This window comes from Paraburkholderia madseniana, assembly GCF_009690905.1.
In the GTDB taxonomy this organism is placed as follows: Bacteria; Pseudomonadota; Gammaproteobacteria; order Burkholderiales; family Burkholderiaceae; genus Paraburkholderia; species Paraburkholderia madseniana.
Genome location: NZ_VOSW01000067.1, coordinates 25,303 through 52,181 on the forward strand (window position 1 = coordinate 25,303; position 26,879 = coordinate 52,181).

20 protein-coding genes and 1 pseudogene are annotated in these 26,879 nt (G+C 63.8%); 9 read left to right on the forward strand and 12 right to left on the reverse strand.

Annotation, left to right across the window (positions count from 1 at the left end):
* Positions 1-19: 19 nt before the first annotated feature.
* Together nusA and rimP are read right to left on the reverse strand one after the other, a co-directional pair.
* Complete coding sequence (nusA, locus tag FSO04_RS29935) at positions 20-1,495, reverse strand: transcription termination factor NusA (RefSeq protein WP_054034655.1); 1,476 nt, start codon at positions 1,493-1,495, stop codon at positions 20-22.
* Positions 1,492-1,950: a ribosome maturation factor RimP gene (gene rimP, locus FSO04_RS29940; RefSeq protein ID WP_028199738.1), complete on the reverse strand. Its 459-nt coding sequence runs from the start codon at positions 1,948-1,950 to the stop codon at positions 1,492-1,494. Before rimP ends, nusA begins: the two co-directional genes overlap by 4 nt.
* Positions 1,951-2,136: 186 nt before the next feature.
* Between rimP and FSO04_RS29945 the strand changes: the two genes are divergently transcribed.
* The gene (locus tag FSO04_RS29945; RefSeq protein ID WP_154565239.1) at positions 2,137-2,475 is read left to right on the forward strand and encodes a hypothetical protein; all 339 of its coding nucleotides are present in this window, start codon (positions 2,137-2,139) and stop codon (positions 2,473-2,475) included.
* Here the strand turns inward: FSO04_RS29945 and rluB are convergent.
* The 4 genes from rluB to FSO04_RS29965 all read right to left on the reverse strand — a co-directional run bounded on the left by rluB (position 2,472) and on the right by FSO04_RS29965 (position 8,154).
* Positions 2,472-4,367, reverse strand: a complete 1,896-nt coding sequence (gene rluB, locus FSO04_RS29950; protein ID WP_154565240.1) for a 23S rRNA pseudouridine(2605) synthase RluB — start codon at positions 4,365-4,367, stop codon at positions 2,472-2,474. The two genes, FSO04_RS29945 and rluB, sit on opposite strands and share 4 nt — an antisense overlap.
* A gap of 64 nt (positions 4,368-4,431) precedes the next feature.
* Complete coding sequence (gene scpB / locus FSO04_RS29955; RefSeq protein WP_154565241.1) at positions 4,432-5,430, reverse strand: SMC-Scp complex subunit ScpB; 999 nt, start codon at positions 5,428-5,430, stop codon at positions 4,432-4,434.
* A gap of 374 nt (positions 5,431-5,804) precedes the next feature.
* Positions 5,805-7,028: a pyridoxal phosphate-dependent aminotransferase gene (locus tag FSO04_RS29960; protein WP_154565242.1), complete on the reverse strand. Its 1,224-nt coding sequence runs from the start codon at positions 7,026-7,028 to the stop codon at positions 5,805-5,807.
* Positions 7,029-7,251: 223 nt separating this feature from the next.
* The gene (locus FSO04_RS29965) at positions 7,252-8,154 is read right to left on the reverse strand and encodes a LysR family transcriptional regulator (RefSeq protein WP_154565243.1); all 903 of its coding nucleotides are present in this window, start codon (positions 8,152-8,154) and stop codon (positions 7,252-7,254) included.
* Positions 8,155-8,563: 409 nt separating this feature from the next.
* Between FSO04_RS29965 and FSO04_RS29970 the strand changes: the two are divergent.
* Together FSO04_RS29970 and FSO04_RS29975 are read left to right on the forward strand one after the other, a co-directional pair.
* A pseudogene (locus tag FSO04_RS29970) lies at positions 8,564-8,959 on the forward strand (transposase); the annotation flags it as partial.
* Positions 8,960-9,268: 309 nt separating this feature from the next.
* Complete coding sequence (locus FSO04_RS29975) at positions 9,269-9,523, forward strand: hypothetical protein (protein ID WP_154565244.1); 255 nt, start codon at positions 9,269-9,271, stop codon at positions 9,521-9,523.
* A gap of 369 nt (positions 9,524-9,892) precedes the next feature.
* Here the strand turns inward: FSO04_RS29975 and FSO04_RS29980 are convergent, their stop codons facing one another.
* Positions 9,893-10,216 (reverse strand): hypothetical protein, encoded by a 324-nt coding sequence (locus FSO04_RS29980; RefSeq protein WP_097392170.1) that lies wholly within the window; start codon positions 10,214-10,216, stop codon positions 9,893-9,895.
* Positions 10,217-10,482: 266 nt separating this feature from the next.
* Here FSO04_RS29980 and FSO04_RS29985 point away from each other — a divergent pair, with 266 nt between their 5' ends.
* From FSO04_RS29985 to FSO04_RS29995, 3 genes are all read left to right on the forward strand, one after another.
* Positions 10,483-11,202 carry a YdcF family protein gene (locus tag FSO04_RS29985; protein WP_372342704.1) on the forward strand — a complete coding sequence of 240 codons (720 nt, stop codon included), beginning with the start codon at positions 10,483-10,485 and terminating at the stop codon, positions 11,200-11,202.
* A gap of 245 nt (positions 11,203-11,447) precedes the next feature.
* Complete coding sequence (locus FSO04_RS29990) at positions 11,448-11,690, forward strand: hypothetical protein (RefSeq protein ID WP_093632441.1); 243 nt, start codon at positions 11,448-11,450, stop codon at positions 11,688-11,690.
* A 214-nt stretch (positions 11,691-11,904) separates the two neighbouring features.
* Positions 11,905-12,162, forward strand: coding sequence for a hypothetical protein (locus FSO04_RS29995; protein WP_007182306.1), 258 nt, complete (start codon positions 11,905-11,907; stop codon positions 12,160-12,162).
* A gap of 139 nt (positions 12,163-12,301) precedes the next feature.
* Here the strand turns inward: FSO04_RS29995 and FSO04_RS30000 are convergent, their stop codons facing one another.
* Complete coding sequence (locus FSO04_RS30000; RefSeq protein WP_154565246.1) at positions 12,302-12,592, reverse strand: putative quinol monooxygenase; 291 nt, start codon at positions 12,590-12,592, stop codon at positions 12,302-12,304.
* Between the two features lie 563 nt (positions 12,593-13,155).
* Here FSO04_RS30000 and FSO04_RS30005 point away from each other — a divergent pair.
* Positions 13,156-14,451: a sensor domain-containing phosphodiesterase gene (locus FSO04_RS30005; protein ID WP_154565247.1), complete on the forward strand. Its 1,296-nt coding sequence runs from the start codon at positions 13,156-13,158 to the stop codon at positions 14,449-14,451.
* Between the two features lie 123 nt (positions 14,452-14,574).
* Here the strand turns inward: FSO04_RS30005 and arfB are convergent, their stop codons facing one another.
* The gene (gene arfB / locus FSO04_RS30010; RefSeq protein WP_154565248.1) at positions 14,575-14,979 is read right to left on the reverse strand and encodes an alternative ribosome rescue aminoacyl-tRNA hydrolase ArfB; all 405 of its coding nucleotides are present in this window, start codon (positions 14,977-14,979) and stop codon (positions 14,575-14,577) included.
* Between the two features lie 150 nt (positions 14,980-15,129).
* Between arfB and FSO04_RS30015 the strand changes: the two genes are divergently transcribed.
* Positions 15,130-15,771 (forward strand): VC0807 family protein, encoded by a 642-nt coding sequence (locus tag FSO04_RS30015; RefSeq protein ID WP_154565249.1) that lies wholly within the window; start codon positions 15,130-15,132, stop codon positions 15,769-15,771.
* A gap of 51 nt (positions 15,772-15,822) precedes the next feature.
* Here FSO04_RS30015 and FSO04_RS30020 read toward each other — a convergent pair whose 3' ends face one another.
* From FSO04_RS30020 to recC, 3 genes are read right to left on the reverse strand one after another with little or no spacing between them, the layout of a single operon-like run.
* The gene (locus FSO04_RS30020; protein ID WP_154565250.1) at positions 15,823-17,859 is read right to left on the reverse strand and encodes an AAA family ATPase; all 2,037 of its coding nucleotides are present in this window, start codon (positions 17,857-17,859) and stop codon (positions 15,823-15,825) included.
* Positions 17,856-21,548, reverse strand: coding sequence for an exodeoxyribonuclease V subunit beta (gene recB / locus FSO04_RS30025; RefSeq protein ID WP_154565251.1), 3,693 nt, complete (start codon positions 21,546-21,548; stop codon positions 17,856-17,858). The genes FSO04_RS30020 and recB overlap by 4 nt, the downstream gene beginning before the upstream one ends.
* The gene (recC, locus tag FSO04_RS30030) at positions 21,545-24,919 is read right to left on the reverse strand and encodes an exodeoxyribonuclease V subunit gamma (RefSeq protein ID WP_154565252.1); all 3,375 of its coding nucleotides are present in this window, start codon (positions 24,917-24,919) and stop codon (positions 21,545-21,547) included. Before recC ends, recB begins: the two co-directional genes overlap by 4 nt.
* 216 nt (positions 24,920-25,135) lie before the next feature.
* Here recC and FSO04_RS30035 point away from each other — a divergent pair.
* The coding region (locus FSO04_RS30035; protein WP_154565253.1) for an FUSC family protein at positions 25,136-26,879 on the forward strand (1,744 nt) is incomplete at its 3' end.

A 26,879-nucleotide genomic window follows, 5' to 3' on the forward strand; every position in this document is an offset into this window, starting at 1 on the left:
AGTGCGCCATGGTCATTTCTCACTGGAACCAATGTTCACGTGCTTTCATGATCAACGCCTTAGCGGCATCCTCTTCCATTCCGGTCATCTCGACCAGTTCATCCACAGCCAGCTCGGCGAGTTCGTCGCGCGTCTGGATCTGATGTTCGGCAAGCTTGGCGAGCAGGTCGGCATCCATGCCGTCCAGGCTCTTCAGGTCGAGTGCAACATTCTCGACCTTTTCTTCATTCGCGATCGCCAACGTCAACAACGCATCGCGCGAGCGATTACGCAGTTCGTGAACGGTGTCTTCGTCGAATGCTTCGATTTCGAGCATCTCGTTGAGCGGCACATAAGCGATCTCTTCGAGGCTCGTAAAGCCTTCGTCGATCAGGATGTCGGCCACTTCTTCGTCGACATCGAGACGCGCCATGAACAGGTCACGCAGTACACCGCGCTCCTGATTCTGCTTTTGCGCAGATTCGTCCGGCGTCATGATGTTGATCTGCCAGCCGGTGAGTTCGCTGGCAAGACGCACGTTCTGGCCGCTGCGGCCGATCGCGACCGCCAGTTCGTTTTCGTCTACGACGACGTCCATCGAATGCTTTTCTTCATCGACGACGATCGACTGGACGGCTGCCGGCGCGAGCGCGCCGATCACAAACTGTGCGGGATCTTCCGACCATAGCACGATGTCGACGTTTTCGCCACCAAGCTCGTTACGCACGGCCTGGACACGCGAACCGCGGATACCGACGCAGGTGCCGATCGGGTCGATGCGCTTGTCGTAAGCGATCACGCCGATCTTGGCGCGCACGCCCGGATCGCGGGCCGCCGCCTTGATTTCCAGCAGGCCCTGTTCGATTTCCGGCACTTCCATTTCGAACAGCTTCATCAGGAATTCGGGCGCCGTACGCGACAGTTCGATCTGCGGACCGCGAGCGGTGCGATCGACCTTGGCGATATAGGCGCGCACGCGGTCGCCCACGCGCAGATTTTCCTTCGGAATCAACTGGTCGCGGCGCAGCAGCGCTTCGACACGGCCGGTTTCGACGATGAAGTTGCCCTTATCCAGGCGCTTCACCGAGCCGGTCATGATGTGCTCGCCGCGCTCGAGGAAGTCGTTCAGGATCTGCTCGCGTTCCGCGTCGCGCACCTTCTGCAGGATCACCTGCTTGGCAGCCTGTGCGCCGATACGGCCGAATTCGATCGACGGCACCGGTTCTTCGATGTATTCGTCGAGCTGGATTTCCGGCTTCTGTTCGCGTGCTTCGAACAGCAGGATTTCCTGATCCGGCTCCTGCAGGCCAGCTTCGTCCGGCACCACTTTCCAGCGGCGAAACGTTTCGTGCTCGCCGCTTTCACGGTCGATCTGGACGCGGATGTCCGCGTCTTCTTCGAAGAGTTTCTTGGAGGCCGAAGCGAGGGCCGCCTCGAGCGCGGCAAATACCACGTCTTTATCGACGTTCTTCTCGCGTGCCAGCGCATCCACCAGCATCAACACTTCGCGACTCATTGTTTGCGGCTCCTAAAGTCAACTTTCGGAACGAGGCGTGCCTTATCGATATCCGCGACGGTGAAATCGAGCATCGCGGCGCCTTCCTTCCCTTCAAATTCCAGACCGATCGTCTCGCCTTGCGGAGCATGCAGAATGCCCCGGTACGATTTCCGTCCGTCCAATGGCTTTTTCAATGTGATTACCACTTCGCTGCCTGCGAAGCGTTCAAAATCCGCCAGTTTTTTCAGCGGGCGGTCGAGACCCGGCGACGACACTTCAAGCCGCTCGTAATCGATATTTTCGACCGTCAGAACGTGCTGGAGCTGACGCGTGACTTTCTCGCAGTCTTCGATCGCGATGCCGGCCGGCTGGTCGATATAAATACACAACATGCCGCGCCCGGTGCGCTCGAGATCGACGAGCTCGTAGCCGAGTCCCACGACCGTGGTTTCAATCAGTTCCGTCAGTTGCACAGTGCCCTCTAAGATGTTCGCGCGGCGAGACCTGCCGGGTTTGTCTGCAAACACCAATGCGGGCCGCGCGCCAAGCCGGCGCACGTTCGTGCTACCCGAGATGCCGAACCACTTAGAACTGCGCGGCAAAAAAAAATGGGCTAAACGCCCATCATCTTATTACCGGTGGTCGCACCTGAGCCGCACATGAAAAGCCGCACGCCCAGCGACTCCGCGATTGTAGCCATTTTTCGGGACAAACGCAAACCGCAGAACGCCGTACGAAGCGCATTTCCGCTTGATTTCATGGGAATCTTTCAACGATATGGCGGCGCGCCTGGCCTTTTGCAAGGCGGCTTGCGCCACCCCGGACCTGCGCCGGACAAGCAGGGCGAGGAAACTCTGCCCCTACTTATGCGCACGCCGCGGTTTTATGCATCAGATGAAACCCGCGGCGCTCGTCGATTGATTCTGACGGTGGCGAAGCGTAAATCGTTGATGAACGATCAGCAGCCAACCGTCATGCTTAAGTTGCTTGCCGTTTAACGGCCACGCGAACGGCCGCGCGGCGCTCCACCACCACGATTGGCACCACCCGCCGCGTTGGGGTTGCCACCGCCACCGGCGCGGTTGGCGTTACCGCCGCGATTGCCGGCTGGCCCGCGGCTGCCGCCGCCCGGATTGCCACCGCCAGGGCCGCCAGCGCGCTTACCGCCGCCAGCCGCACGATTGCCATTACCCGACGGCGCGCGATTGCCATCGACGTCACGGCCGCCACGCGGACCAGGCGCACCGCCGCCGCCCATCGGGCCGCTGAAGCCGCCGGCGCTGCGGCCAGCGCCGCGGTTGCCGTAACCGCCACCGCTACCACCGCCAAAACCACCACCCGAACCACCGCCGAAGCCGCCACCCGCCGCACCGCGACGGCCTTGACCGCGCGGCTGCTGTTGGTCGAAACGGCCATGCGACATCAGTACCGGTTCGCGGCTAATGAAGCCCATCGACGTTTGCATCGGATCCGGCTGCTTGCGCTCCGGTGCCTCTCTGCGGCCGCCCTTTTCTTCCGACGGCGCCTTCAGACCGACCGACGCCATCAGCGCGCGCACCTGATTGTCTTCGAGTTCTTCCCAGCGACCGCGCTTCAGGCCCTTCGGCAGCGAGATCGGGCCATGACGCGTGCGGATCAGGCGGCTGACCATCAGGCCGGCTGCTTCGAACATGCGGCGCACTTCCCGATTACGGCCTTCGGCGAGCGCGACGTGATACCAATGATTGGTGCCTTCGCCGCCGCCATCGCGGATGCGCAGGAAATTCGCCGGGCCGTCTTCCAGCTCGACGCCGTGCAACAGCTTCTGACGCATGCCTTCCGCCAGCTCGCCCACCACGCGCACCGCATATTCACGCTCGACGCTGTAACGCGGATGCATGAAACGGTTCGCCAGATCGCCCGAGGTGGTCAGCATCAGCAGACCTTCGGTGTTGAAGTCGAGGCGGCCGACCGCGAGCCACTTGGCGGTTTTCATCGGCGGCAGCTTGTCGAACACCGACGGGCGGCCTTCCGGATCGGCGTGGCTGACGATTTCGCCAGTCGGTTTGTGATACAGCAGGACGCGCGGCGGCTTGTTGGCCAGCTTGCGCTTGACCGGCTTGCCGTTGATGCGGACCTGGTCGGTCGGCATGATGCGCTGGCCGATGTGAGCCGGCTCGCCGTTCACCGACACGCGGCCGGCGACGATCAGTTCTTCCATGTCGCGGCGCGAGCCCATGCCGGCTTCGGCCAGCACTTTGTGCAGCTTCGGCGCGTCGTCGTCCGCAGCCAGGACGCGCTTGGGCGCGGCCGGCTTGCCACGGCGCAGCATCGGGGCGCGTACGCCGCCGGTGGCGCTGTTGTCCGCATCGAATGCGGGCGACGTGACGTACGAGAACAGATCGTCCGGGTTCGCTTCGGCTGCGATTTCCACCGGCGCTTCGGCGCCACGGCGATTCTGACGCTGACCGCCTTCGCGCGGCTGACGCTCGCCGCGCCCGCCTTCGCGAGGGCCGCCCTCGCGGGGCGCACCTTCACGCTGACCACCCTCGCGCTTCGCGCCGCCTGCATTGCGGCGCGGGCCCTGGCCCTTGGCGCCACCATCCTTGCGCGGCATGCGCACTTGCGCGACCACCTCGCCGTCCGGCGGCGTTTCGGTGACGACCGGAGCTACTTGCGCGGGCGCGCCTTCGGCGCCCTTCGTCTTCGCTCCGGCGCGGCGCCGCGCGATCAGGCTACGCGGTCCGCGACGCAGGCCGCGGCGCGGACGGTCTTCACCGTCTGCTTCCGTGGCCGGCGCCGGGCGCTCGCCCTCGCCTGCCGACGCTTGCGTGGTACGCGCTTCGTCGGCGCGTGCCGACGGCACGGCGCGCTCGGATTCGGACGAATCGGTGTCGTGGGTATGTGTCAAAACAACCTCAAAATGTCAGGTCGCGCGCGCCCATTGCGGGCGCGGCAAAAAAAGTTCGGTTACGTCAGGCGCTGCGCGACTCGGGTTCGTCGTCGGTCAGAATGCCTGCGTCCTGTGCGGCATCGCGGCGATCCTCAAGATCGCCGTGCGCCGCCGTGGTCGGGTTCGGCTCGGCGGCGTGCTCCGTATCGCGGAGTACGCCCGAGTCGTGCGCGGGTATTGCCGGATCGGCCTGGGAGACCGGATCGTGATTCAGTGCAGGCTCGGCGACGCCGGCCTGCGGTTCAAAGTTCGCTGCTTCGACATGTTCTTGCCTGTTCGGAGCTGCAGCAGCGTCCTGATGCGACTCGGGCGCCGGCGCGGCATCCGCCGGATCATGCCTTGCGTCGGCAAGTTCAACTGCCTCGCCTGCTTCAGCACCTGCCTCGCCGACGGCAGATTCCGACGGCGCTTCGAGCGGGCTCTCTTCACCCGAAGCCAACGCCTGTACAGTCGCGGCCTCGGAAAATTCGATCGCATGCTGACCGAGCAGATCCGCGTTCAACTGCGCCGACGGATCCGCGAGGGGCGGCAATTCGTCGAGCGCCTTCAAACCGAGGTCGTCGAGAAATTGCCGCGTCGTCGCGTACAGCGCTGGGCGGCCCGGCACATCACGATGGCCGATCACCTCGATCCAGCCGCGATCCTCGAGTTGCTTGACGACCTGCGTATTCACCGTGACGCCGCGAATCTCTTCGATATCGCCGCGCGTGACCGGTTGCCTGTACGCAATGATCGCGAGCGTCTCGAGCACCGCGCGCGAATATTTCGGCGGCTTCTCAGGATGCAAACGATCCAGGTACGAGCGCATCGCGGGCTTGCTTTGAAATCGCCAGCCCGACGCCAGCCCGACCAGCTCCACACCGCGCCCAGACCAATCCTGCTTCAGGTCTTCGAGCAAATTCCGAACAGTGTCTGCCGACACGCCGTCGGCAAAGAGCTTGCGCAAATCGACGAGCTTTAACGGCTCCTGCGCGCAGATCAAGGCAGTCTCGAGGACGATCTTCGCCTCTTGGGTATTCATGCAGCTAGGTCAGACCCTGTGGTCAAAGAACCGGATCAAACAGACGATGTGGAACTGAAGACGCGCTCGCCCGATTCTGATCGGTCATATTGATGGGAGCACGCACCGGGGGGAGGCGAAACAGGCAATCGAGCCAAACCCAGCCGGACGGAGCAGCGATATTCCTGAAAGGAATCGCGTGACTGAGCGCCATATTACGCAAAAACAACCAGTGCGTAAAGACGAAATCCCCGGCGCATTTTTCAGCGGCGCCCCAAGCTGCGTGCTTTCGCGGAAAACCAGGCGGAAATGCACGAGAATCGGACTGAAATCGGCCCTTAGTTGGGCCCTTGGTTGTGCCCTTCACCCACGCCAAGCGCCCGTTCCGCCGCACCTCAATGCGTGCCGTGCTGCGCCAGGAAACGCTTCAGACGCTCGACACCCGCGTCCAGCCGCGCCGTGTCGCAGGCATAGCACCAGCGCACAAACCCCTCGCCTTGCGGACCAAACGCGCTGCCGGGTGCCACGCCCAGGCCCACTTCGCGCACCATGGCCTTGCATAGTTCGAGACTGCGCGAGGCCCCCGGCATCGAGAAAAACACATACATCGCCCCGAGCGGCGCCTTAACGTCGACGCCCGGCACCGTGGACAGCGCCCGCACCAGATGGTCGCGCGACGCCTTCAGGTCGAGCACCAGTTCCTGCGTGAAGCGCTCGCCCTGCTGGACGGCCGCGATGCCCGCCTGCTGGACGAAAGCCGGTGCACACGAGGTGTTGTATTCGACCAGCTTGCCCAGATCGTCCATCAGCGAGGCCGGCGCGACGATCCAGCCGAGCCGCCAGCCGGTCATCAGCCACGCCTTGGAAAACGAATTCACGCAGATCACGCGCTCGTCGCGCGTGGCCAGATCGAGAAACGACGGCGCCGTGCGTGAATGGGGGCTGTAGGCGCCAGCTTCGGCGTCCGCGTAATAAAGACGCTCGTAAACTTCGTCAGCGACGATCCAGATACCGTGGCGGCGGCAATGCGCCAGCACGGCGCGCTGCTCTTCGCGGCTCATCACCCAGCCGGTTGGATTGTTCGGCGAGTTGATCAGCAGCATCTTTGTGTCCGGCGTCAGCGCCGCCAGCAACTGCTCGAGATCGAGTTGCCAGCCGCGCTCACCGTAGCCCAGCGCGACGGTTTCTACATGCGCGCCCAGAATCTTGGGAATCTCGACCAGATTCGGCCACAGCGGCGTGACCGCGACGACACGGTCGCCCGCCCCCACCACCAATTGCGCGGCCAGCATCAGCGCATTGACGCCGGCGCTCGTCACCGCAATATGATCGGACGAGGTCGTCCCGTGCAACGCGCTGACGTAGTCCGCGAGCGCCGCGCGCAACGGCGCAATGCCCAGGTTATGCGTATAGAAGGTGGCGCCCGCGGCTAACGCTGCGCTTGCGGCGTCGCGGATGAAGGCCGGGGTCACCCGATCGGACTCGCCGAACCAGAACGGCAACACGTCCGCAACGCCGAAACCGGCGTTAGCGACTTCTCGGATCTGCGAAGGACGCAGTGCGCGCACGGCATCGCGCGCGTTGGGGACGGAGGGCACAGGCAGATCCGTTTCGCTCATCGAGGCTTCCAGACAGGTGATAGGTAAGGGCTGACGCTTGGGAAGAGGCGTCAGTTTAGCGCGCCGCCTGTTTTCGGGACGGCGAAGTCGCTGACTCGCCAGGCACGATCAGAAAGCCGACCGCACCAGTCGCCCCGACTATCGGGCTAGGCTCAAGGCGGTGACCGCTCCGCGGATCGCGACAAATCTCATCTCGCTGAACAAACGGCCCAAGCCCGCGTCATCAGCCCAAATCCTCAGCCCGCGCCGGCAATTGACGAATCAGACTCCACACCGCCTCCGCCGCCGGCGACAGCGAGCGGTCGCGCCGCCGCACCAGTTCGACGGTGCGCTCGGCGCGCGGCACGAGCGGCCGCGCCACCAGCGAGGCGCCCGCCGGCAGCGGCAAGGCCAGCCAGGGCAGCACGCTCACGCCCACGCCCGCCTCGACCAGCCCAAAAACGGTCGCGGAATGCCCCAGCTCCTGCACCACGGTGGCGCTTACGCCGTACTCCTGCATCACGGCATCAATGATCGGCCGGCTGCCTGACGCGTAATCGAGCATGACGAGCTGCTGGCCTTCGAGGTCCGTCCATGCCACCTGCCTCTGTGCCGCCAAGGGGTGGTCGTCGCGCGAAACGACGCAAAACGAATCTGTCATCAGCGATTCGCTCAGCAGGTCGTCAGCGGAAAACGGACCGATGATCACGCCGAAATCGACTTCGCCCGACTTCACCTTGCGCACCACGTCGCTTTGCACGTCGTCGCGCAGGCCCAATGTGATGTAGGGAAACTGCCGCCCGCACGACGCCACCACGCCGGGCATCAACCGGCAGGCGATCGTCGGGCTTGCGGCCACCACCACCCGTCCACGGCGCTGCTCGCCGATTTCGCGGATCTCGCGCAATGCGTCGTCCAGATCCGTCAGCAGACGTGACACACTCGACACCAGATTGCCGCCGACATCCGTGAGCTGCACCTCACGCGTGGTGCGGTCGATCAACTTCAGACCGATCTCCCCCTCCAGTTCGCGTACGCAGCGACTGACCGCCGATTGCGTCAGACCGATTTCATCGCCGGCCCGGCTAAAGCTCTGCAAACGGGCGACCTCAATGAAAACCCTTAGCTGACGCAGCGTCACATTCATTTACCAGCCTCATCAATAACCCAGTTTGATGCGCATTGTATGGCGAAATGTCGCACCACAGTCGCATTTAGTGCGATCGCTGCAGCGCAGCAATAAGGCGCAAACGCACGCTGGTCGGGCTTGATTGCACAAGATTGGTGATTGTCCCGATTTGCGAGATGGGTTTTTTGGATTCTTATACGCCCCTAGCTAGCGCCCGCGCTGGCCCGCTGTCACAGGCCTTTCAGGTAGTTGGATTCAACTTGGCACACTTCCTGCATTTACATGCACACAGGGTCGGCGCCATGACTACTGACTGAATAGCAGATCGTGGCAAGCCCGACCCCCCTTGGCACTCGCCTATCGAGTGCATGGAGAGTGCGCGGCGCGGGGCAGCGCACCGGAGTTAGCTTCGCTGAGGTGAAACATGATGCTGTTCGACGATTTGAGAGACAACGAGTGGGCGCTGGTCGAGGCGTTGTTCTGTGCGGAGCCAGCACGGAGCGAACGTCGTGGTCGACCACGCGTGGAAGCGCGCGCAGTAGTCAATGCTGTGCTTTGGGTGCTGTCGACTGGAGAAGGCTGGTCCAAACTGCCGGGCCGCTATCCGTCGCCGCCGACTTGCCGCCGTCGCTTCGACGAATGGCAAGCCGATGGTACGCTCGCCGAAATAGTTAAGCGACTCGGCACGAGCGGCCGTGAAATTTCGCTGCGCGGCCGCATTGGCGCGACCGCGGCGAAACCGCCGGCACCGCCGAGCCGCGACCGTCTGCGTGGCGCATTCTGGACCAATCCGGAATCGTGGCGCGCGCCGGTCAAGATGGCCTGACGCGAATTGTTTTGCCTCCGGGCGCCTGCGGGCGCCCGGCGTGTATCTGGGCCGCCGTGCGCCCGCCGTGCGCCGTATATCGACGCCCGACCGACAACAATGGGCACCGCTCCTCGGCGCGCCCAACTGAGTCGTCCCTTCCGGTTTCTCCGAGTTCATCATCGAGTCGCTTCAGACGGCTGAAGCGGCGCGATGATTGCCGGTGAAACATCCATTTACTATTGCTTACAGCGTGCTTTCGCCACTCGGCATACCTTATGTGTATGCAAACAGGCCTTGAGTCGATCGGCTTGACGGGAGCTCAGCATGAAACCAATGTCACTGCTTCTGTGCGGCATTGTCGTTTCATCAATGGCCGCACCGGCGCTCGCACAGCAGCGCCCCCAAGGCTGGAACTGGCCGCCGGATCACACGGCCACCGTTGAAGCCTGGCAGCAAAGCGGACCACGCAGCCGCGACTTCACGCCGCCTGCGCCGCGTGGCGACTTGCGCGGCGATATCGCGAGCAATGTACGCACGCGGCCTGAACCGCCGCGCGAAGACCCTGCGCGGCGCCGGTAGGCATGCGCCGCCGCGCCGCTGACAGGCTCGGCTTGTGTCAAATCACACGGGATCAACGCTGTTGTTCGCCGCCATTGTTCGCTATAGCCGGCGTCCATCGTCACTGCGAGACAACACGCTGTATGGCGAATTGAACGGTCAGGGAACCACGAGGCGCCGCGCCAGTCTGATTCAACGCCATTAGCACAGCGTGGCAGTAGTAATTCCGGTACGCCCGTATCCTCGCGATACGGGCTTTTTTTGCGTCAACGGGCGGGCGGCGCCCACTGTGCAGAGGCGCATAAGCTGGGCAATAAAGCGAAGCAATAAAATCACCGCCAGCCGCGTGGAGCGGCCGGGAAATACAGCGCCAGCGCCTGCCCGCCGCCCTTAAGGCCGGGCTTCGAGAGCGGCTGTGGGCCGCGCTTCGGCTGTCGCGACGACGTAGTCGTTCATTCGCTGTGCGGTCCAGCTCAACAGGCGTTCGTCGTGCGCAAGCCTCGCGAACTCGGCCCTGCCGCGCTCGGTGAGCACGGCAATATCGACCGGCGCGTGAAAACCCGGAGCCGGTGCGACGGTGCGCTGCCGAACAGTGTCCATCAAGCCTAGCGCGCGAAGATATTGGAAGACACCCGGTCGTCTGGCCCATGGGACCTGGCGATATTGCGCCCGCCGCAGCGCTTCAAGTACCGCTTCGTTGGAATACGTGGTCATCTCACTTCTTTCTTAAAGTGCAGCTATGACACATCTATGCCCAACACATCACCGCGCCACCAGTGACGCGCATAGCACCCGCCCTTGGCTGGAAACTGGCCGCTTTCATGCGGTCGAATTCCGCCAGGTGCTGCCTTGGTCTCGTTTTCGGAACCCCCGTCTGAACGCCATGTTAGCGTTCTGTCTACGGGCCGACGATGCAACCGCTGCGGCGCGATAGCAGGCCCATAAATTTGTCCCGAAAGTCATACGTTACCCCATTTAAATTGATTCTATTCACTTTATTAGCGCTTTTTTTTGCAGCAATCGTGCTTTGGAAACGCGCCCGCCGGCCTCTCGCCATTGGCGCGATCGCCCTGTTCTGGCTGCTCGCCGCCGGCTGGCTCACAGCTCCATTGCTGGAATTGGCACAGCCGCATCGGCGGACCGACACGCCCGCCCGCTTCGCGCCGCGCACCGCGATAATCATGCTCGGCGGCGGCACCATTTACGACAATGACGATGTACTCGTGCCACCGCGTGACGTGCTCGCGCGCATCGCCGTGAGCGCGGAAAACTACGCAGCCTGCAAGCGTACGGCCGCCACGTGTCAGGTTATCGTGAGCGGCGGCAATCCGCAGCGACATAGCGCAACCGAAGCGGACACCTATCTGCCCTACTTGCTGCGCCAACAGGTGCCGCGTGCGGACATCGTGCTGGAAAACAGCAGCCGCACGACTTACGAAAACGCGCGCAACGTCTCTGCCATCCTCGACCGGTCACGTTACGATTCCCTCATACTCGTCACCTCCGCCTATCAGATGCCGCGTGCCTTACTCGACTTCCATCGTTTCGGCCTCACGCCACAGCCGCTGATCTCGAGCGCGCTGCACGCAGATCCCGGTGTACTGCCGCGCTATGACAATCTGGTGAATGCGGAGATTGCGCTGCACGAACTGATTGGAATCGCTCAATTTCACGTCTATCGTGCAATCGGATGGTTCTGAATCTCACGCTTCCCAACGAAGCAATTTATTTAGAGATGCGAATATTCTTTGTATCGGCAACGCATTGTCGAGTTTGAAGCGAGATCGTCATCGACAGTGACTGTGGCCCGAACGTAACAAGGTGTAACTAATTGTCACTGTAGTTACAAAACGTCCGCTGGAGCGGATATTGCTGGCTAGAATGCATTGTCTTTCCGATTGGACAGGCAAATATTCGGGTCCATTACCACTCTGCGGAGGTAACAATGAAGAAAGTGTCCCTGGCGATCCTGGTTTCCCTCAGTGCCGTAACAGGCGCGGCCTATGCGCAGGACAACGGCGTCATGATGAGCACCGATCCGGCCAAGGCCGCCGACGTCGAGCAGCGCGCGCAAGATTTGCAAAACCGCCAGCAAGCAATGGAAAGCGCGCCTATGCCGGAGAAACATCACAAGATGGCCCCGCACCATCATAAGAAGGCCGCCAAGGCCGAAGCCGCCAGTTCGTGAGCGCAGTTTGACAGCATCACCTGCGGCCTCGCCGCGAAGGTGAAAAGCCGAAGCCGGCACCGCCGGCTTCGGCTTTTTTGTTGTCTAATGAACTTGTTGCAGGCCCGCTGCGCCCGGCCGACGTTATGCTAAAGTCGCGCACCGACCGGCGCCCAGCGACCGTCACCCGGCCGGAATCCCCCTAACCTGTGCGCACCTTGGTGCGGAGGACAGCATGAGCAACATCCAGCTAGATATCGAATGGACTGAAGCAGCATCTCGCAAAATCGAAAAACTGATGCCGCGCGGCGGTCAGGAAGCGTTCCTCGCGCTGCCGCCCGTCGAGTGCCTGCCGATGGAAGGCGACGTGCTGTTTCTTGGCCCGGACGGCAAGCAGCAACCGTTCATTGTCGCGGAACGCCAGTATCACCACGATGGCGATGCCGACTGGACCATCATCCTGATCCTCGACGTCCCGCAAGCCACGCACTAAAGATAAACGGCGAGCACCGCACAGGCCGTGCCCGGCCTGGCAGCTCACTCGCCGTTGTTCGGGCTTCAGGGTTCGACCTTCGGAGTTCCCTCCGTTGTTCGCCCCCGCTTTTCGTCCCCGCTGTTCGCCCCTTCAACGCTTACGCGATCTTCGACACGACGCGAATTTCCGCGTGTTCGACCCAATCCGCCACCGCTTTCTTATAAGCCGCAATGTGCGCGGATTTTGCATGCGCCGCCAGCGCTTCCTGGCTTTCCCAACGCTCGACAAACACGAACCGGCGCGGCTCCTGCACGTCACGATGCAGATCGTATTGAAGCGCACCCAGCTCCTTGCGTGTCGGCCCGACGATGCCTTCGAGCGCTTCGCGCAATTGCTCTTCATAGCCCGGCTTTGCCACCGAGATTGCGACCACTGCGATTTCCGCCATGCCTGTGCTCCGTTTGTTCAGGAAAAGCAGCAGCATACCCGCCGCCCGCCAAACCTGCAGGCGCTCACGCGCCCCGGGCAGGCTCCTGCGGCCACGGCAGGATGACCCTGATGCAAAGCCTTCCGCGGACGCAAAATGTCTGAGCACCGTCCTTGCCTGGAGTTTGGCGGGCGGCCACTCACCGCCCTGCTACCCTCGGCTTCATACGCGTGATTGATTTCATTCGAACGATCGATCCTGCGCGCGGCAAACGAACGCGAAACCCACGCGAGACGCCCACGAGACCGGGGCCGGCCGCTGTACCACGGCCGGTTTGCCGGGCGCCCGGCCACATCCCGCGTCTGTGATAACCCGCACATTCACGCGAAGTTCGAACTGCTAGACTGGTTTTGACTAATCCCGCCGGAGCCCAGCATGGCTGGCATTGCTCTCCGCGTTCCCGGGCTGTGCCCGCCTGACCCTGCCGGCGCCTGGGCTGTGCATCCGTTGCGCGTCAAATCTGTCTGCGCGCCCCGTCACCCGCTTGCCGCGACGTCACTATGCCCGCACTTATGCCCGCCCTTATGCCGACCGTCAGAGAATTGACCCTTAGCGGCCTGCTCCCGCACCTGGTCCGGGACGAGTCCGGCTGGACCGCGACATGGCGCGCGCTGACCCTGCACAGCGTGTTCCAGCCGGTGCTGTCGGTCACGCATCAGTGCGTGGTCGGCTACGAGGGCCTGCTGCGCGCGTTCGATCCGGTCGGCTTGCCGGTATCGCCGGAAGTGCTTTTCTCCGGCACGCGCTCGGCCGCCGACGCACGTGAACTCGACCGCATCGCCCGCTGCCTGCACGTGGCGAATTTCATGGAACAGGGCATCAGCACCGGGTGGCTGTTTCTGAATACGCGCCCACAGGTGTTCGAAACCGGCTGGCCGCAGCGCACCTTCATCGATGAGCTCTCGGCGCACTTCGGCCTGCCGCAGGAACGCATCGTCATCGAAGTACTCGAACAACCCGCCGACGATGAATCCGCCGTCGCCAGCATGCTCGCGGCATCGCAGCCGCGCGACTTCCTGATCGCGATCGACGACTTCGGCACCGGTTTTTCGAACTTCGACCGCGTGTGGCGGTTTCGCCCCGACATCGTGAAACTCGACCGCTCGCTGGTCGCGCGCGCGGGCAAGCGTGAAGGCGACGATTCGATGATCAGCCACCTGATCGCGATGCTCCACCAGTCCGGTACGCTGGTACTGGCCGAAGGCGTCGAAACCGACGAAGAGTTGATGATTCTGATGCAGGCCGACGTCGATTTCGTGCAAGGTTTCTGGCTCGGCCAGCCGAAGGGTTCGGTGCAGGCTGCGTGTGCCCGGGTGCCGGCGCTGATCGAGTCGATGTGGAGCAAGTTCGCCGCCTATGAACAGGCCCATGCCGGCCACCAGCGGCTCGGTTTCGAAGGATTCGCCGAATCCGTGCTCGCCGCTGCCGACACATTCAAAGCCACCGGCGATCTGCGGCAGGCGGCGCAAAAGGTGTGGCATCTGCCCGAAGCCCGCCGCGTGTTCGTCACCGACGGTCAAGGCGAACAGACGCAAGCGTCGGTCTCGGCCGCCTCGCTGCCGCCGCCTCCGTTGCGGCTCGCGCCGCTCTACACCGATACGCGCAGCAACTGGTCGCGGCGCGCGTATTTCAAGCATGCGCTCGCCGCGCCAGGGCGCGTCGCCATGATGGGGCCGCACTACTCGCTCGCGGACGGCCAGGACTGCTATACCGCGGCAATCGCTTTCGAGCATGACGGCACACATGTGCTTTGCGTCGATTTTGTGCCGACGACGTCGCCGGCCGATACGCGTTCTGGCGGACGCGGGGGCAAACGCTGAGCCTGAGCGACCGTTGGCTGGCGCGCGTTATCGTGAGACTCCTCGGGTGCCTCTGAGGGCACTTTTGTCGCTCTGCCGGGATTTAGCGCCTCGGCCCCGCCGCCTTAAATCCCTTTAATCCCGTCAATCCTCCACCCGCCCGCGGCCGGATTTGATCTCACTGCGCTTGGCCTTGCTGTCGAGGCGACGCCGGTTCGACGCGCGCGTCGGCCGGGTCGCGACGCGCGGCTTACGCGTCACGCTGACGCTTTCGATCAGCTCGTCGAGCCGCGCGAGCGCCGCCGCGCGGTTCATCTCCTGAGTGCGATGCTGCTGCGCCTTGATGATCACCACCCCGTCGCGCGTAAGCCGATGATCGGACAGCGCGAGCAGGCGCATTTTCAGCACGTCCGGTAACGACGAAGCGTGCACGTCGAAACGCAGATGGATGGCACTTGAGACCTTGTTGACGTTCTGACCGCCCGCTCCTTGCGCGCGCACTGCGGTCAATTCGATTTCGTTCGGCGGGATCGGATAACGGGATGTCATGATGGGATTGAGCTAGAGACGCAAGTGTACCCAGGGCACAGTCGATTACCGACTACGGACTATCGGCAACGGCCGCCGATGCGAAAAACTATTTGCATCGACACAGCCGGTTCACCGATACTGCCGTTTTCGCTTACAGCGTAAATTCATATGAAACTCCGTCCGGGTTTTGTGCTGGAACTGGCCGTCAACTTTCTGCTGCCATGGCTTGCCTACCGTTTCGCGCTGCCGCACCTGGGCGAGACCGGCGCGCTGATCGCGTCCGCTGTGCCGCCGATCGTCTGGAGCCTGATCGAACTGGTGCGCTTTCGACGCGTCGACGCGCTCAGCGTCATGGTCGTGGCGGGCATCGTGCTGTCGGTCGCGGCGATGGCGCTGGGCGGCAGTCCCCGCATGCTGTTGCTGCGGGAATCGCTGGTGTCCGGCGCGGTGGGCGTGGTGTTTCTGCTGTCGTTGCCGATGCGCCGTCCGCTGATCTTCTATCTCGCGCGCGCCACCATCGCCCGTGAAATGAAAGGCGGCGCCGAGCGCTTCGAAACCTTGTGGCGCGAGCGGCCTGCTCTCGTCAGTGCAATGCGGCTCATGACGCTCGTATGGGGCGTCGGCCTGACCGGTGAAACGGCGCTGCGCGCCTGGATGGCGCTCACCTGGCCGATCGAACGCTTTCTGGTGGTCTCGCCGTTCATCGGCTACGGCATTTACGGCGCTTTGACGCTATGGACGCTGTGGTATCGCAAGACCATGCGCAGCCGGGTCGAAGCGCGCGTGCAACCGGGCGGGATCGCGGGATGAGGGGTTTGGCCGGGCCCGCGAGCGAATACGCGCGTTGCCCACGTCATCCCGCTAGGCGACGCGCCACGCCTCCGCAATTCGCGCGGCCAAGCCCGAATCACGCTGCGTCGGCGTCGCGATGGCCTGCGCCAGCACGGCGCGCGCGCCAATCACTTCGACACGCTCACGCGCACGGGTAATTGCCGTGTACACGAGTTCACGCGACAGCACGCGGCTGAACACCGACGGCAACATCAACACCGCATGCTGGAACTCCGAGCCTTGCGACTTATGAACCGTGAGCGCGAATGCCGTATCGTGCGGCGGCAGTGCAGCAGGCGACACGGCACGCAGACCGCCGTCGCCGGTACGGAAATACACGCGCAACGCACCGCCCGCACCCGGCAGCGCAATGCCGATGTCGCCGTTGAACAGTCCGAGCGCGTAGTCATTGCGCGTCACCATGACGGGGCGTCCGGCGAACCACTGCGCACCTACGGCCAGCGTCACACCCGCCGCGCGCCGCACCTGTGCGGCCATTGCGGCATTCACCTGATCGACCCCGCGAGGCCCGGAGCGGGTCGCGCACAGAATTCGAAAGCGGTTCAGTGCGTCGAAGAGCGGCAATGGGTCCGGTGTATCGGCGGCTAGGGCTTCGGCGAGCGCATCCGCGTACGGTGCAAAACCTGCGGCGAGCCGCACGACGGTGCGATCGGCGAGCGTCGCATGCGTATCTTCGTACAGTGCCGCCGCGCAGGGTTCGGCCGGGTCGATGCGCAGGACTTCGAGCGCCGCGCCGGCCGCACCGTTGCGAATCGCGAGCGACAAACGGCCGATCGGCGATTCGAGGCCGAATCGATAGTTGCGCTCGAGCCAGACGACGCAGTCGGCGAGCGGGTTTGGGGGGGACGAAGGTAGTGCTGAGACGAACAAGTCGTCAGGCGGCGTATCGAAATCGTCCGGCGCACCCGTTTGCGCGAAAAAATCGTCAGGCCCTTCGTCGAAGCCGCTCGACACATCCGGCAATGCTTCCGACAACCGCGCCGCCTCAATGCCAAGCGCCGTAGCAATCCGCTGCAATCCGTTCTGCGTAAAAGCAGGCCGCGCGCTGAGCTCGGCGAACACCGCACCAGCCTCAACGGCAGCGAGCTGATCCTTGTCACCCAGCATCACGAGACGCGTCTGCGGAGCAATGGCATCGAGCAAATGCGCAGCCATCGCAACGTCGATCATCGACGCCTCGTCGATCACGACGACGTCGTAAGGCAGCGGATTGTCGCGATGATGCCGGAAGCGCCCACCCGGCCCTGAACCAAGCAGCCGATGCAAGGTGTACGACGTCTGCGGCAAACGCGCGGCGAGTTCGGGCGGCAAATCGCCGGCACGTGCGAGCAAGGCTTCCTGCATGCGTTGCGCGGCTTTGCCGGTGGGCGCCGCCAATGCAATTCGCAGATCGGCCCGCGCATCCAGCAAACAGGCAAGCACGCCAACCACCGTAGTCGTCTTGCCGGTACCTGGGCCGCCGCTGACGATGGTCAACCGCCCGGACAGCGCCATGACTGCGGCGACACGTTGCCAGTCGACTTCGTCGTCCTGCGGCGGGCCGAAATAGCGCAGCAGACGCTCGTGCAACGTTTGAGCGGTAGCGTTCGCGTCTACGCCTGCACTGGCGCCTGCATTTGCACCCGCATGCGCAACCAGCGAGCGTGCGAGACGCCGCTCATAGTCGTAGTAGCGCGCAAGATACAGCCGCTCTTGCCCATCGATCACCAGCGGGCGCAACGCCGCCGCGCTTTGCGAGCCGTCGCTAACCATGCCGCTTGCGAACAGCGCCGCTCGCACATCCGCGCTCGATGCATCGAAGCGGCGCGCCAGCACGGCAAGCGGCAGGCACACGTGCCCCTCGGCAGTCGCACGGCTCGCGGCGAAGGCGGCCCGCGCCGCCCACTTCACCGCCTCGCCCGACGCGCCGCCGCGCCGCGCCAAGGTGCCGATGCGGCGCGCGAACCCTTCGGCAAGCGCGGTGCTGAAATCGGCGGGCGCGGGCAAATTCACCCCGATGTCGTCAAGCTCCGGCGGCGCAGAAGAGTTCCGCTCGAACGTGCTCATGCGACACCTCCGATCATCGCCGCGTCGAGCAGCGCCACCAGTTCGAATGCAGGCCGCCGCATGTGAACGCCCGCCGCTCCATCCGCATCGCGCCACTGCGGACGAACACCGCGCACGAACAGATAGAGATAGCCGCCGATGTGCGTGTCGTACGCATAGTCGCGCACCCGCGTTTTCAGATAGCGATGCAGCGCCACCGTATAGAGGAGCGCCTGCAGGTGATACGCGTGGCTCGCCATGGCCGCTTCGAGCGGTGCCGCGGCGTAGTCGGCGGCGGTGTCGCCCAGATGGTTCGACTTCCAGTCGACGATCCAGAAGCGTCCGTCGTGCTCGACGATCATGTCGATAAATCCTTTGACGAAACCGCGCAACACGCCGGGTTCCAGCGCAACGTCGGGATACCCGTGTTCGATCAGCAGCTCGCGCAGCGCCGGAAAATCGAGCGAAGGCGCGGCAAACAGAAATTCGAGTTCGTTCAGACGGCGCTGCGGATTCAACCTGGCGAGCGCCATGCCGGGCACGAGCTCGGTGGTCACTACGTCCGCGATCAGGTTATGCATCATGGCCGGCAAGCGTGCCGCGAGTTCGGGCACTGCCGGCGCCGGACGCTCGCGCAACGCGCCCCGGATGGCATCCGGCCATGTCTTCGAATCGGTGAAATCCGCGAGCTCGAACATGCGATGCAGACACTCGCCCGCCGCCGCGCCGCGTGGAAACGCGAGAATGTCGTCCTCAGCGTAGGACGGCGCTTGCGGCACCGCTAACGGCGTTGGCGCAAGCGCGTCGGCGATCTCGTCGTGATCGGGGCGCACCTCTTCCACCGGCGTATGCGCCTCCTCGGCTTTGCTGCCGGCGGCGATCAGGCCGCTGAAGCTGGCCATGCGCCACTGATCGCGCAACGGCCGCCGATTGGCGCGCGCCTGCATCCGCGCGCCGCTGTCCTGGAGGCTTTCCAAGGGCGCACGGCGCTCCACTTTCGGCAATGCCTGCAACGTGATCGGACCGCCCGCCAACGCCTGCCACGATGATGACAACGCGGCTTCGTCGGGTGGGTCGGTGAGCCAATCGTCGAAGCTGTGACCGCTGCCACCCACCAGCCAGTTCAGCACGCTGCGCCGCGACTCCTTGGTAGAGCGCGACGACAGATAAGTACCTGCAACCAGATAGCAGCGGTACACCGCGCGCGTCAGCGCCACATAGACAAGCCGTGCCCGTTCCGCGGCCTGTTCGCGCGCCGCGTAACGTGACGCGCGTTCGGCTTCCTCGTCATCGCAACCGTAGTGGAGCACCGCGCCGCCCGTTTCGTCGTGATACTCGCGTGCATCGGGCAAACCGGAGGACGGCGGCTCGCGCAGCGCACCGTCGTTCAGAAACGGACAGAACACGACCGCATATTCCAGCCCTTTCGATTTGTGTACGGTGACGATCTGCACAAGATTGCGATCCGACTCGAGCCGCAATTGCGCATCTTCGCCGCCACCTTGCGTGCGTTGCGCGGCAAGCCAACGCAACGTCGGCGCGATGCCGGGCTGCGTGGCGGCACGCGCCTGCACGAGTTCGGCCAGATGATTCACATTCGTCAGACGGCGCTCGCCGTCCGGTCCGGCCACCAACCGCTGTGCGACGCGCAGCTCGCGCATCAGCGTGCGCCACATCAAGGCAAAGCCGCGCTCGTGCCATAGCGTGCGATAGCGCGAGAAACGCTCGACCCAACCCATCGCGTCCGCGGCATGTGCGGGATCGTCGGCCGGTGCCGGTGCGTCGGCGACCTGCTCGAGGCGCCACAGCGCGGCGGCGTCGAGGCCAAGCCAATCAGTAGCGAGCGCGGCGCGCAGCCGGCGCAGATCGCCCGGCGTATCGACCGCGGCCAGCACGCGTTCAATCTGCTCGGCGTCGAGCGTGGCAAACACCGAAGCCTGCGCCAGTTCCACGCTGCCAACGCCCCACGACGCCAGCACCCGCTTGATCAGGCTGCCCTGCTTGTGCGTTTGCACGAGCACCGCGATATTGCCTGGCGCAAGCGGCGCATCGCCGATCGTCACCGACCCTTCGCGTGCGCCACGCAACAGCCGCACAATCTCAGCGGCGCAGGCTTCGCTCGCCGCGCGCTGCGCTTCGCGTTTGGTCAACGCGGCGTCGCCTTGCGGCAAAGTCCAGATGCGGAAGTCCCCAGCGTTTGCTTCGGGTTCGGAGAACGGCAGACGCCGCCGCTCACCAGCCCGCACCGGCTGATAGTCGAGACCGTCGAGCACGAACGCCTGTGGATTGGCTTCGAACAGCCGGTTGCAGGCCTCGACGATCGGCGCGGTCGAACGCTGATTGACCGCGAGCGTGTAGCACGCTGATGCCGCCTCGCGCGCCGCCAGATAGGTATGCAGATCCGCCGCGCGGAAACTGTAGATCGCCTGCTTCGGATCGCCGACCAGAAACAGCGGACCAGCCGGCGCGAAGATGCGGCTGAAGATCGCGAACTGCAACGGATCGGTATCCTGAAACTCGTCGATCAGCGCGGCCGGATAACGCGTGCGCAAAGCCTCGGCGAGCCAGGGGTTGGCCGCGAGCGCGCGATACAGGTTGGACAGCAGATCGTCGAACGACACCACCCGGCGCGTGCGTTTGCGCGCTATCAGTTCGGAGGGCGCGTAGTCGAGCCAGGTTTCGACGAGCGAAAGCCAGCGCGCGCGTTGTGCGGCTTCGGCCGCGATCACGGCGGCAGACAGCGCTTCGGCGTGCTCGAAGAACGGATGCTCGGGCGGTTCGAACTTAACCTTGGTCGCCTTCTTCAACGCCGAAGCCGTCAGCTTCAAGGCCGCCTTTGGCGGCGGCGCATGGCAATCGCCCTGAGCGAAATATTCGGTCCACGCGGCAATCGCCGCGCTCACGAGTTCGGGCTTGTGCGAGGTCTTGCTCAGACGGTCTTGCGCTTGTCCAAGCAGACTGACGATCGAGTCACGCTCCGCCTGCCACATCGCGCAGGCAGCATCGAAACCCGCTTGCGGATCGGCATTGTTTCCACCTGAATCGACCTTGCCCCAGCGCAACTGCGCCAACGGCTTCTTCAGGCGCCGCGCGAGTTGCTCATCGAGCGATGCGGGACCAGCGCGTTTGGCCACCAGCCATGCGGCAAACGCAGGATGCGCATAAGCCACCGGTTCCACCTGCTCGCGCCAGAAATCGGCCGCCATTTCGAAACGCAAGGCAGCGTCGTCGGCTTCCATTTCGAAGGCGAAAGGCATGGCCGCGGCGAACGGCGCCTCCTGCAACGCACGCTGACAGAACGCGTGGATGGTGTGAATCGCGGCCTGATCGAACGTGCGCAATGCGCGGCGTACGACTTTCAACGCGGTCTCACGATCGATGCCGCGCTCGGGCGCCAGCGTCGTTTCAAAGAGACGCTGGATGAACGGATCGCCGCCGTCGTCGTCCGTATCGATAGCCCGGTCCAGTTCCGCGAGCCGCCCGCGAATCCGTTCGTGTAACTCCGCGGTCGCCGCCTTGGTAAAGGTCACGACGAGAATCTGATCGGCGTTCAGGTTCTTTTCGAGCAGCAGCCGCACATACAACGCGCAGATGTTCCAGGTCTTGCCGGTTCCCGCCGACGCCTCGATCTGATTGACGCCGTCGAGCGAACAGGCGAAGACGTCGAGCTCTTCAGCAACCAGCGCGTGATGGTGAACGGCGCCGCTCATGATGCGCTCCGCAGATGCTGCACGAGCGGTTTGAATACGATCGAGGCGAGACTGCCGAACGGTTCTTCGAGCGAAAGCGGCGTGCCGCGCAGCGCGATGCGCAAGGCGGGGTCATCTGATTCTCCGCGCACCCGATCATTGATCCACACACCCTGCGCTGCGGAATCGCTCTCGCTGACTTTCATCCATGCACTCTTCGGGAAAAAGCGCAGCGGCAGCATGCGTCCTGCTCTGAACAATGCGGCTAGCGGCGCCAGTTCATCGAGCGGCGCGGCGACCGGCGTGAGCTCGAAGCTCTCGCCGCTGCCATGCCAAACCGTACGGCGTGGACCGTTCGGCTGCGCCGCGCAATACACCAGATGCGCAAGCCACGCCGATAGATAGTCGCGCGCAGTAGGCTTGGCGTAGCGGAAAATCACTTGTCCTGTTTCGGTCAGCAAATTCAAGGTGCCATGCAGTTGCAGCGGTGTTTCGGCCGCTTTGCGGAGCGCCGCGTCATGAGTGCCGAAGAGCGTATCGGCGATGTCGGCGCTGTGAGGCCAGCGCGGCGCGATATCGAGCACGAACGGTAACCGTTCGACACCCGACGCAACTTCGCGGCGCACGCTGTCCGCGAGCTGTCGCAGCGCGCCGAGTTCGCGCGAGCGCCATACCGCGCCGGTCGCGCCACCCGGCAGTTCGGGACTGGCCGCGGCGACGCGGCGCACGCGTTCGAACATGCTGCCGTCTTCGGTATCGCTGTCCAGCAGTACCGGAAGGAGCCGCTCCGCCAGGGCGTCCCGTCCGGCCCAATCGAGTTCGAACGGTTCGGTGTCGAGCAACTCCCCTTGCGCATCCGACAACACGATGCCCAGACGGTCGCGCAACAACGCCCGCGCCGGATGACGCCAGAAGCGCACGAATTCGTCGAATGCGACCGAGGCCGTCTCTTCGGGCGGCAAGGGTTGATCGAAGAACGGCGCGGCGGCTGGATGCTGCGGCGCGGCCAGCAAACTGGCCAGTTCCGCGCGATCCACGTCGTAAGTGAAGAGGCCATGCTGCGACGAGAAATAATCCGACGCGAACGCCTGCAGCGGATGATCGATGATGAACGCATGCCGTGCGGCTTCGATTTCCGCGGGACTCGCCCCTTCGCCCGCCGACACCTGCGCGAGGTGGTCGAGCAATTCGTCGACCAGCGCGGCCGGCGGCAACGGCGCATTGTCGCGAATGCTGCGGCCCGTGTAGGCGATGAACAGCCGGTCGCGCGCAGCCAGCAGCAGATCGAGGAACAGATTGCGTTCGTCGTCGCGGCGCTGCCGGTCACCGGCTTTACCGAACGCGGCCATCAGGTCGAATTCGTCGGCACGGGCGAGACTCGGCAACACGCCGTCATCCATGCCGAGCAGGCAGACGATGCGATACGGCAAACCGCGCAAGCTGGTCAGCGACGAAAACGTCACGCTGCCCCAAGGCACGCCGCCGCGCGCCGGGTCGTCGAGCGCCTCGGTGAGCGCGCCGCACACCACCGCGGCCGGCAGCACAACATCTTCTGCGCCCGCTTGCATCGCGTCGCCCATCTTGTCGATGGCGTCGCGCACTGCCGCCAGCGAATCGGCAAACGCCACGCCGCTGTCGAAGCACTGCGCAAGAGTTTCGAGCAGCAGTTGCGTCCATTCGGCAGGTGTCTGGTCGATCGAGCAGCGCTGCGCGAAGGTCTCGATATCGTCGACGAAACGCGACAGGCGGCCGAGAAGCTCGGCGTCCGAGCCATCAGCGCCTTCAACGGGCAACCAGGCATCGACCGGTTCGCCGCCGTCCGGCATCGCGTAGCCGAGGTACAGACGGGTCAGCGCGTCGGCGAACGTATGACGCGCGACAGGCACGTGCTCGCCCGTCGGCTCGACAGGCACCAGCCCGCGACGCGCACCGGCTGCCGCGAGCCATTCCTGCGCGGCTTCGAGCGCACTGGCATCGATCCCGTAGCGCGCGGCGATCGCATCGACCCGCAGCCATTCGATCAGATCCGGCGCACCCACGCTACGCTCAGGCAAGGCCAGCCAATCGAGCAGCAAACGCGCGACCGGATTGGCCTGCGAAGGCGGCAAGCCGGTGATCCGGTACGGAATGCGGCGAGTATCGCCAGGCGGCGCGGTGCCGAATACCGCATCGATCAATGGCCCGGCGGCCGCGAGATCGGACACCGCAACCAGCACGTCGGACGGTTGCAGATCGTCGAACTCATCGAACCAGCCGAGCAGGCGGTCGTGCAGCACTTCGAGCTGCCGCGACAGGCTGTGGCACACATGGACTTCAATGCCGTTTTCGATCGGCAATTCGTCCGTGTCCGTTTCCGCCCGCAGATCGAGGATGCCGTTCTGCACGGCAGCGAGCCAGCTCGGTTCCGGATTCTCGGTGAAGTCGCCCGTCTCGCCGGATGCCGCGCTCTCGGTCAACTCATGGAGCATATGCAGTTGCGCCTGGGTCTGGCGCCCCCACTCGGCCAGGAGCGGATGACCCACTTCCTGATAATCGAGCTGGCCGGCGACATCGAGCGCTTCGACACGGCCCGCACTGACGACGTCGAACCAGAATTCGCGGCACGGGTTCATCACATACAGACGCACGTCGACCCAGCGCGACAACGCGCGCAACAAGGCGACGTGCAGCGGCGGCATGGTCGGCAGCGCGAACACGCTGACCGCTTCAGGCCACTGCGCGTTCGAGATGGCTTCGAGATCGAGCGTGCCGATTTCCTCGAGAAAGCGATAAGCGGGCGGCAAGGCGGCTGCGGGCGTTTGCGCGTCGCCGGCCACTTCGGCAAGCACGGCACGCCACAGCGCGGCTTGCCAACGCTCGTCCTCACGCGCCGCTTCACTCGCGCCAACGAGACGCGGACCCTTGTCGTCCGCCGCGCCACTCGCGAAGATCGAACCGCCCTTCTGCCATTCCAGCAGCCATTCCGGGCGATAGGTCAGATAGTGGTCGAGCACCGTGGCCACACGCCGCGCCAGTTCGTAGCGCATCGACGCATCCGCCGCATCGAGATAAGTGCGCAGACGTGGCGAAGCATTCCACGGCAGTGCTTCATCCGCCTCTCCCAGCAACCGGTAGCAGCGCCAGACGAGCCGGTCCGGCGCGAACGGCGAATGCTTGGGTACTTCGATCACGCCGCCGATTTGCGCCCACAGCCACTGCGCGAGGTAACCAAAATTGACATTCGCGCAGATACCCTGGCGCGCGGCGATGTCGAGCTCGAGCCGGCGCCGCACCGCCGCGCTCGGGACGATCACGGGCTGCGCGGCCCAGGGATCGGACGGCGCTTGCGCCAAGTCGTCGAGCAGCGCGCCGACAAGGGTTTCGTAGCGGTTCGAGTAGAAGAGTTGGAGCATGGATCCTGGGAAAGCAGGCGACGCGAGCGGAACACCCGGGCCGCGGCAGACATTGAAGCGACAGCATAACAAACGCGCTCCCAGGGCAGAACCTGGCCGAACGGACGAGGTCAGATCAGGCTCAAAATCAGTTAGACTCGACGGCAGTTTGGGCCTGCCTCCGGGTCGACCCCTTCAACCGCGTTTTCTCAGTGAACGGAAGAATCCAGGCAGTCGATGCGCTATTCGGTTGAAATAAAAAAATTCCTCTACAGCCAGTACTTCTATGGCGGCCTGCGCATCGCAGTCGGCGTGTCATTACCGGCCATATTGTGTTTGATCGTATTTCACGACCGCGAACTCGGCTTCACGATCGCGACCGGCGCACTCGGCGCCTGTGTGGTCGATATGCCGGGCCCGCTCAAGTACAAGCACAACGAGATGCTGGCGTGCACGGTGATCGGCTTCCTGTCCGCGCTCGCCACCGGCATCGCCACGGTCAACCCGGTGGCGCTGTGGTGCACGGTCGTGCCGCTCACCTTCGTGCTCTCGTTGATCGTCGTGTACGGCAACCGCTGGCCGCAGATCAGCTTCGCCACGCTGTTCATGATGATCATGACGCTGGAAGAGCATTTCACGCCGATGCAGGCGCTCGTCAATGCATCGTGGATTCTGGTAGGGGGTCTCTGGTACACGTACTGGTCGACCTTCGTGAGCCGCTGGATGATGCACCGCATCGAACAGCAGGCGCTTGCCGAAAGCGTGTTCGCGTGCGCGGACTATCTGCTCGCGCGCGCCGCCTTCTACGATCTCAATAACGATCTCGACGAGTGCTATCGCAATCTGGTCGACAAGCAGATCACCGCCGTCGAACGTCAGGATGCCGCACGCGATATCGTGTTGCGCAATCTGCCCAAGCTGAAAGCCGGCCGGCTCGAACCGCGCCGGGCAATGCTGTTCAATCTGTTCATCAATACCGTCGATCTGCACGAGCTGTTTGTCGGCACGCATGTGGACTACTCGCTGGTGCGCAGCACGTTTGGTGGCTCCGACCTGCTGGTGTTCTACCGCGATCTGATTCGCAAATCCGCGGCCGATCTCGAAGAAATCGGACTCGCGGTGCTGCAAAACCAGCCGCCGCGTACGCGCATCAATGTAAAGGCCGAATTGCGCGCCATCGAGTTCGAGATCGAACTGATGCGCAAGCAGGACCTGGCTGCCAAAAATCCTGAGGCTTATTCGGCGGTATCGTCCACCTTCCGGCGTATCTGGAGTGCTACGCGCCTGATCGACAGGATGCACCAAAGCCTGTCGAGCGATCCGAGCGCGACCGAGACCGAACTGCGGCTCGACAAGGCGCTCTCCCGCTTCGTATCGAGCCGCCGTGTGCCATTCGGGCAGATCTTCTCGAATCTGACGATGGCCTCGCCGAGCTTCCGCCATGCGCTACGCGTGACGATCGCGGTCGCCGTAGGTTTCTGGCTAGGGCGTCTGCTGCCGCTCACCAACGCATACTGGATCGTGATGACCACCGTCATCATCCTGAAGCCCGGCTATTCGCTGACCAAGCAGCGCAACGGGCAGCGGATAGTCGGCACGCTGATCGGCTGTGCGGCGAGCATCGCGTTGATGATTTTCGTCAAGGAGCCGCACATCCTGCTGGTGGTGATGTTCGCCTCGATGGTGATGAGCTACAGCCTGTTGCTGTTCAATTACACCGCAAGCGTCGTGTTCACGTCCTCGTATGTGCTGCTCATGTTCCATCTGCTCGCGCCGGGCAGCATGCGCATCATCGGCGAACGCGCAATCGATACGGTGGTGGGCTGCGCGATCGCCATTGCGGCGAGCCACCTGTTCCCCTACTGGGAATACCGGTTGATGGGCAAGCTCGTCAACAACATGATCAATGCGACGCGGCAATACCTGGAAGCGAGCTGGTGGTGGAGCGGCAAGCCGGCCGCCGCGGTGGTCGCTACGGTGA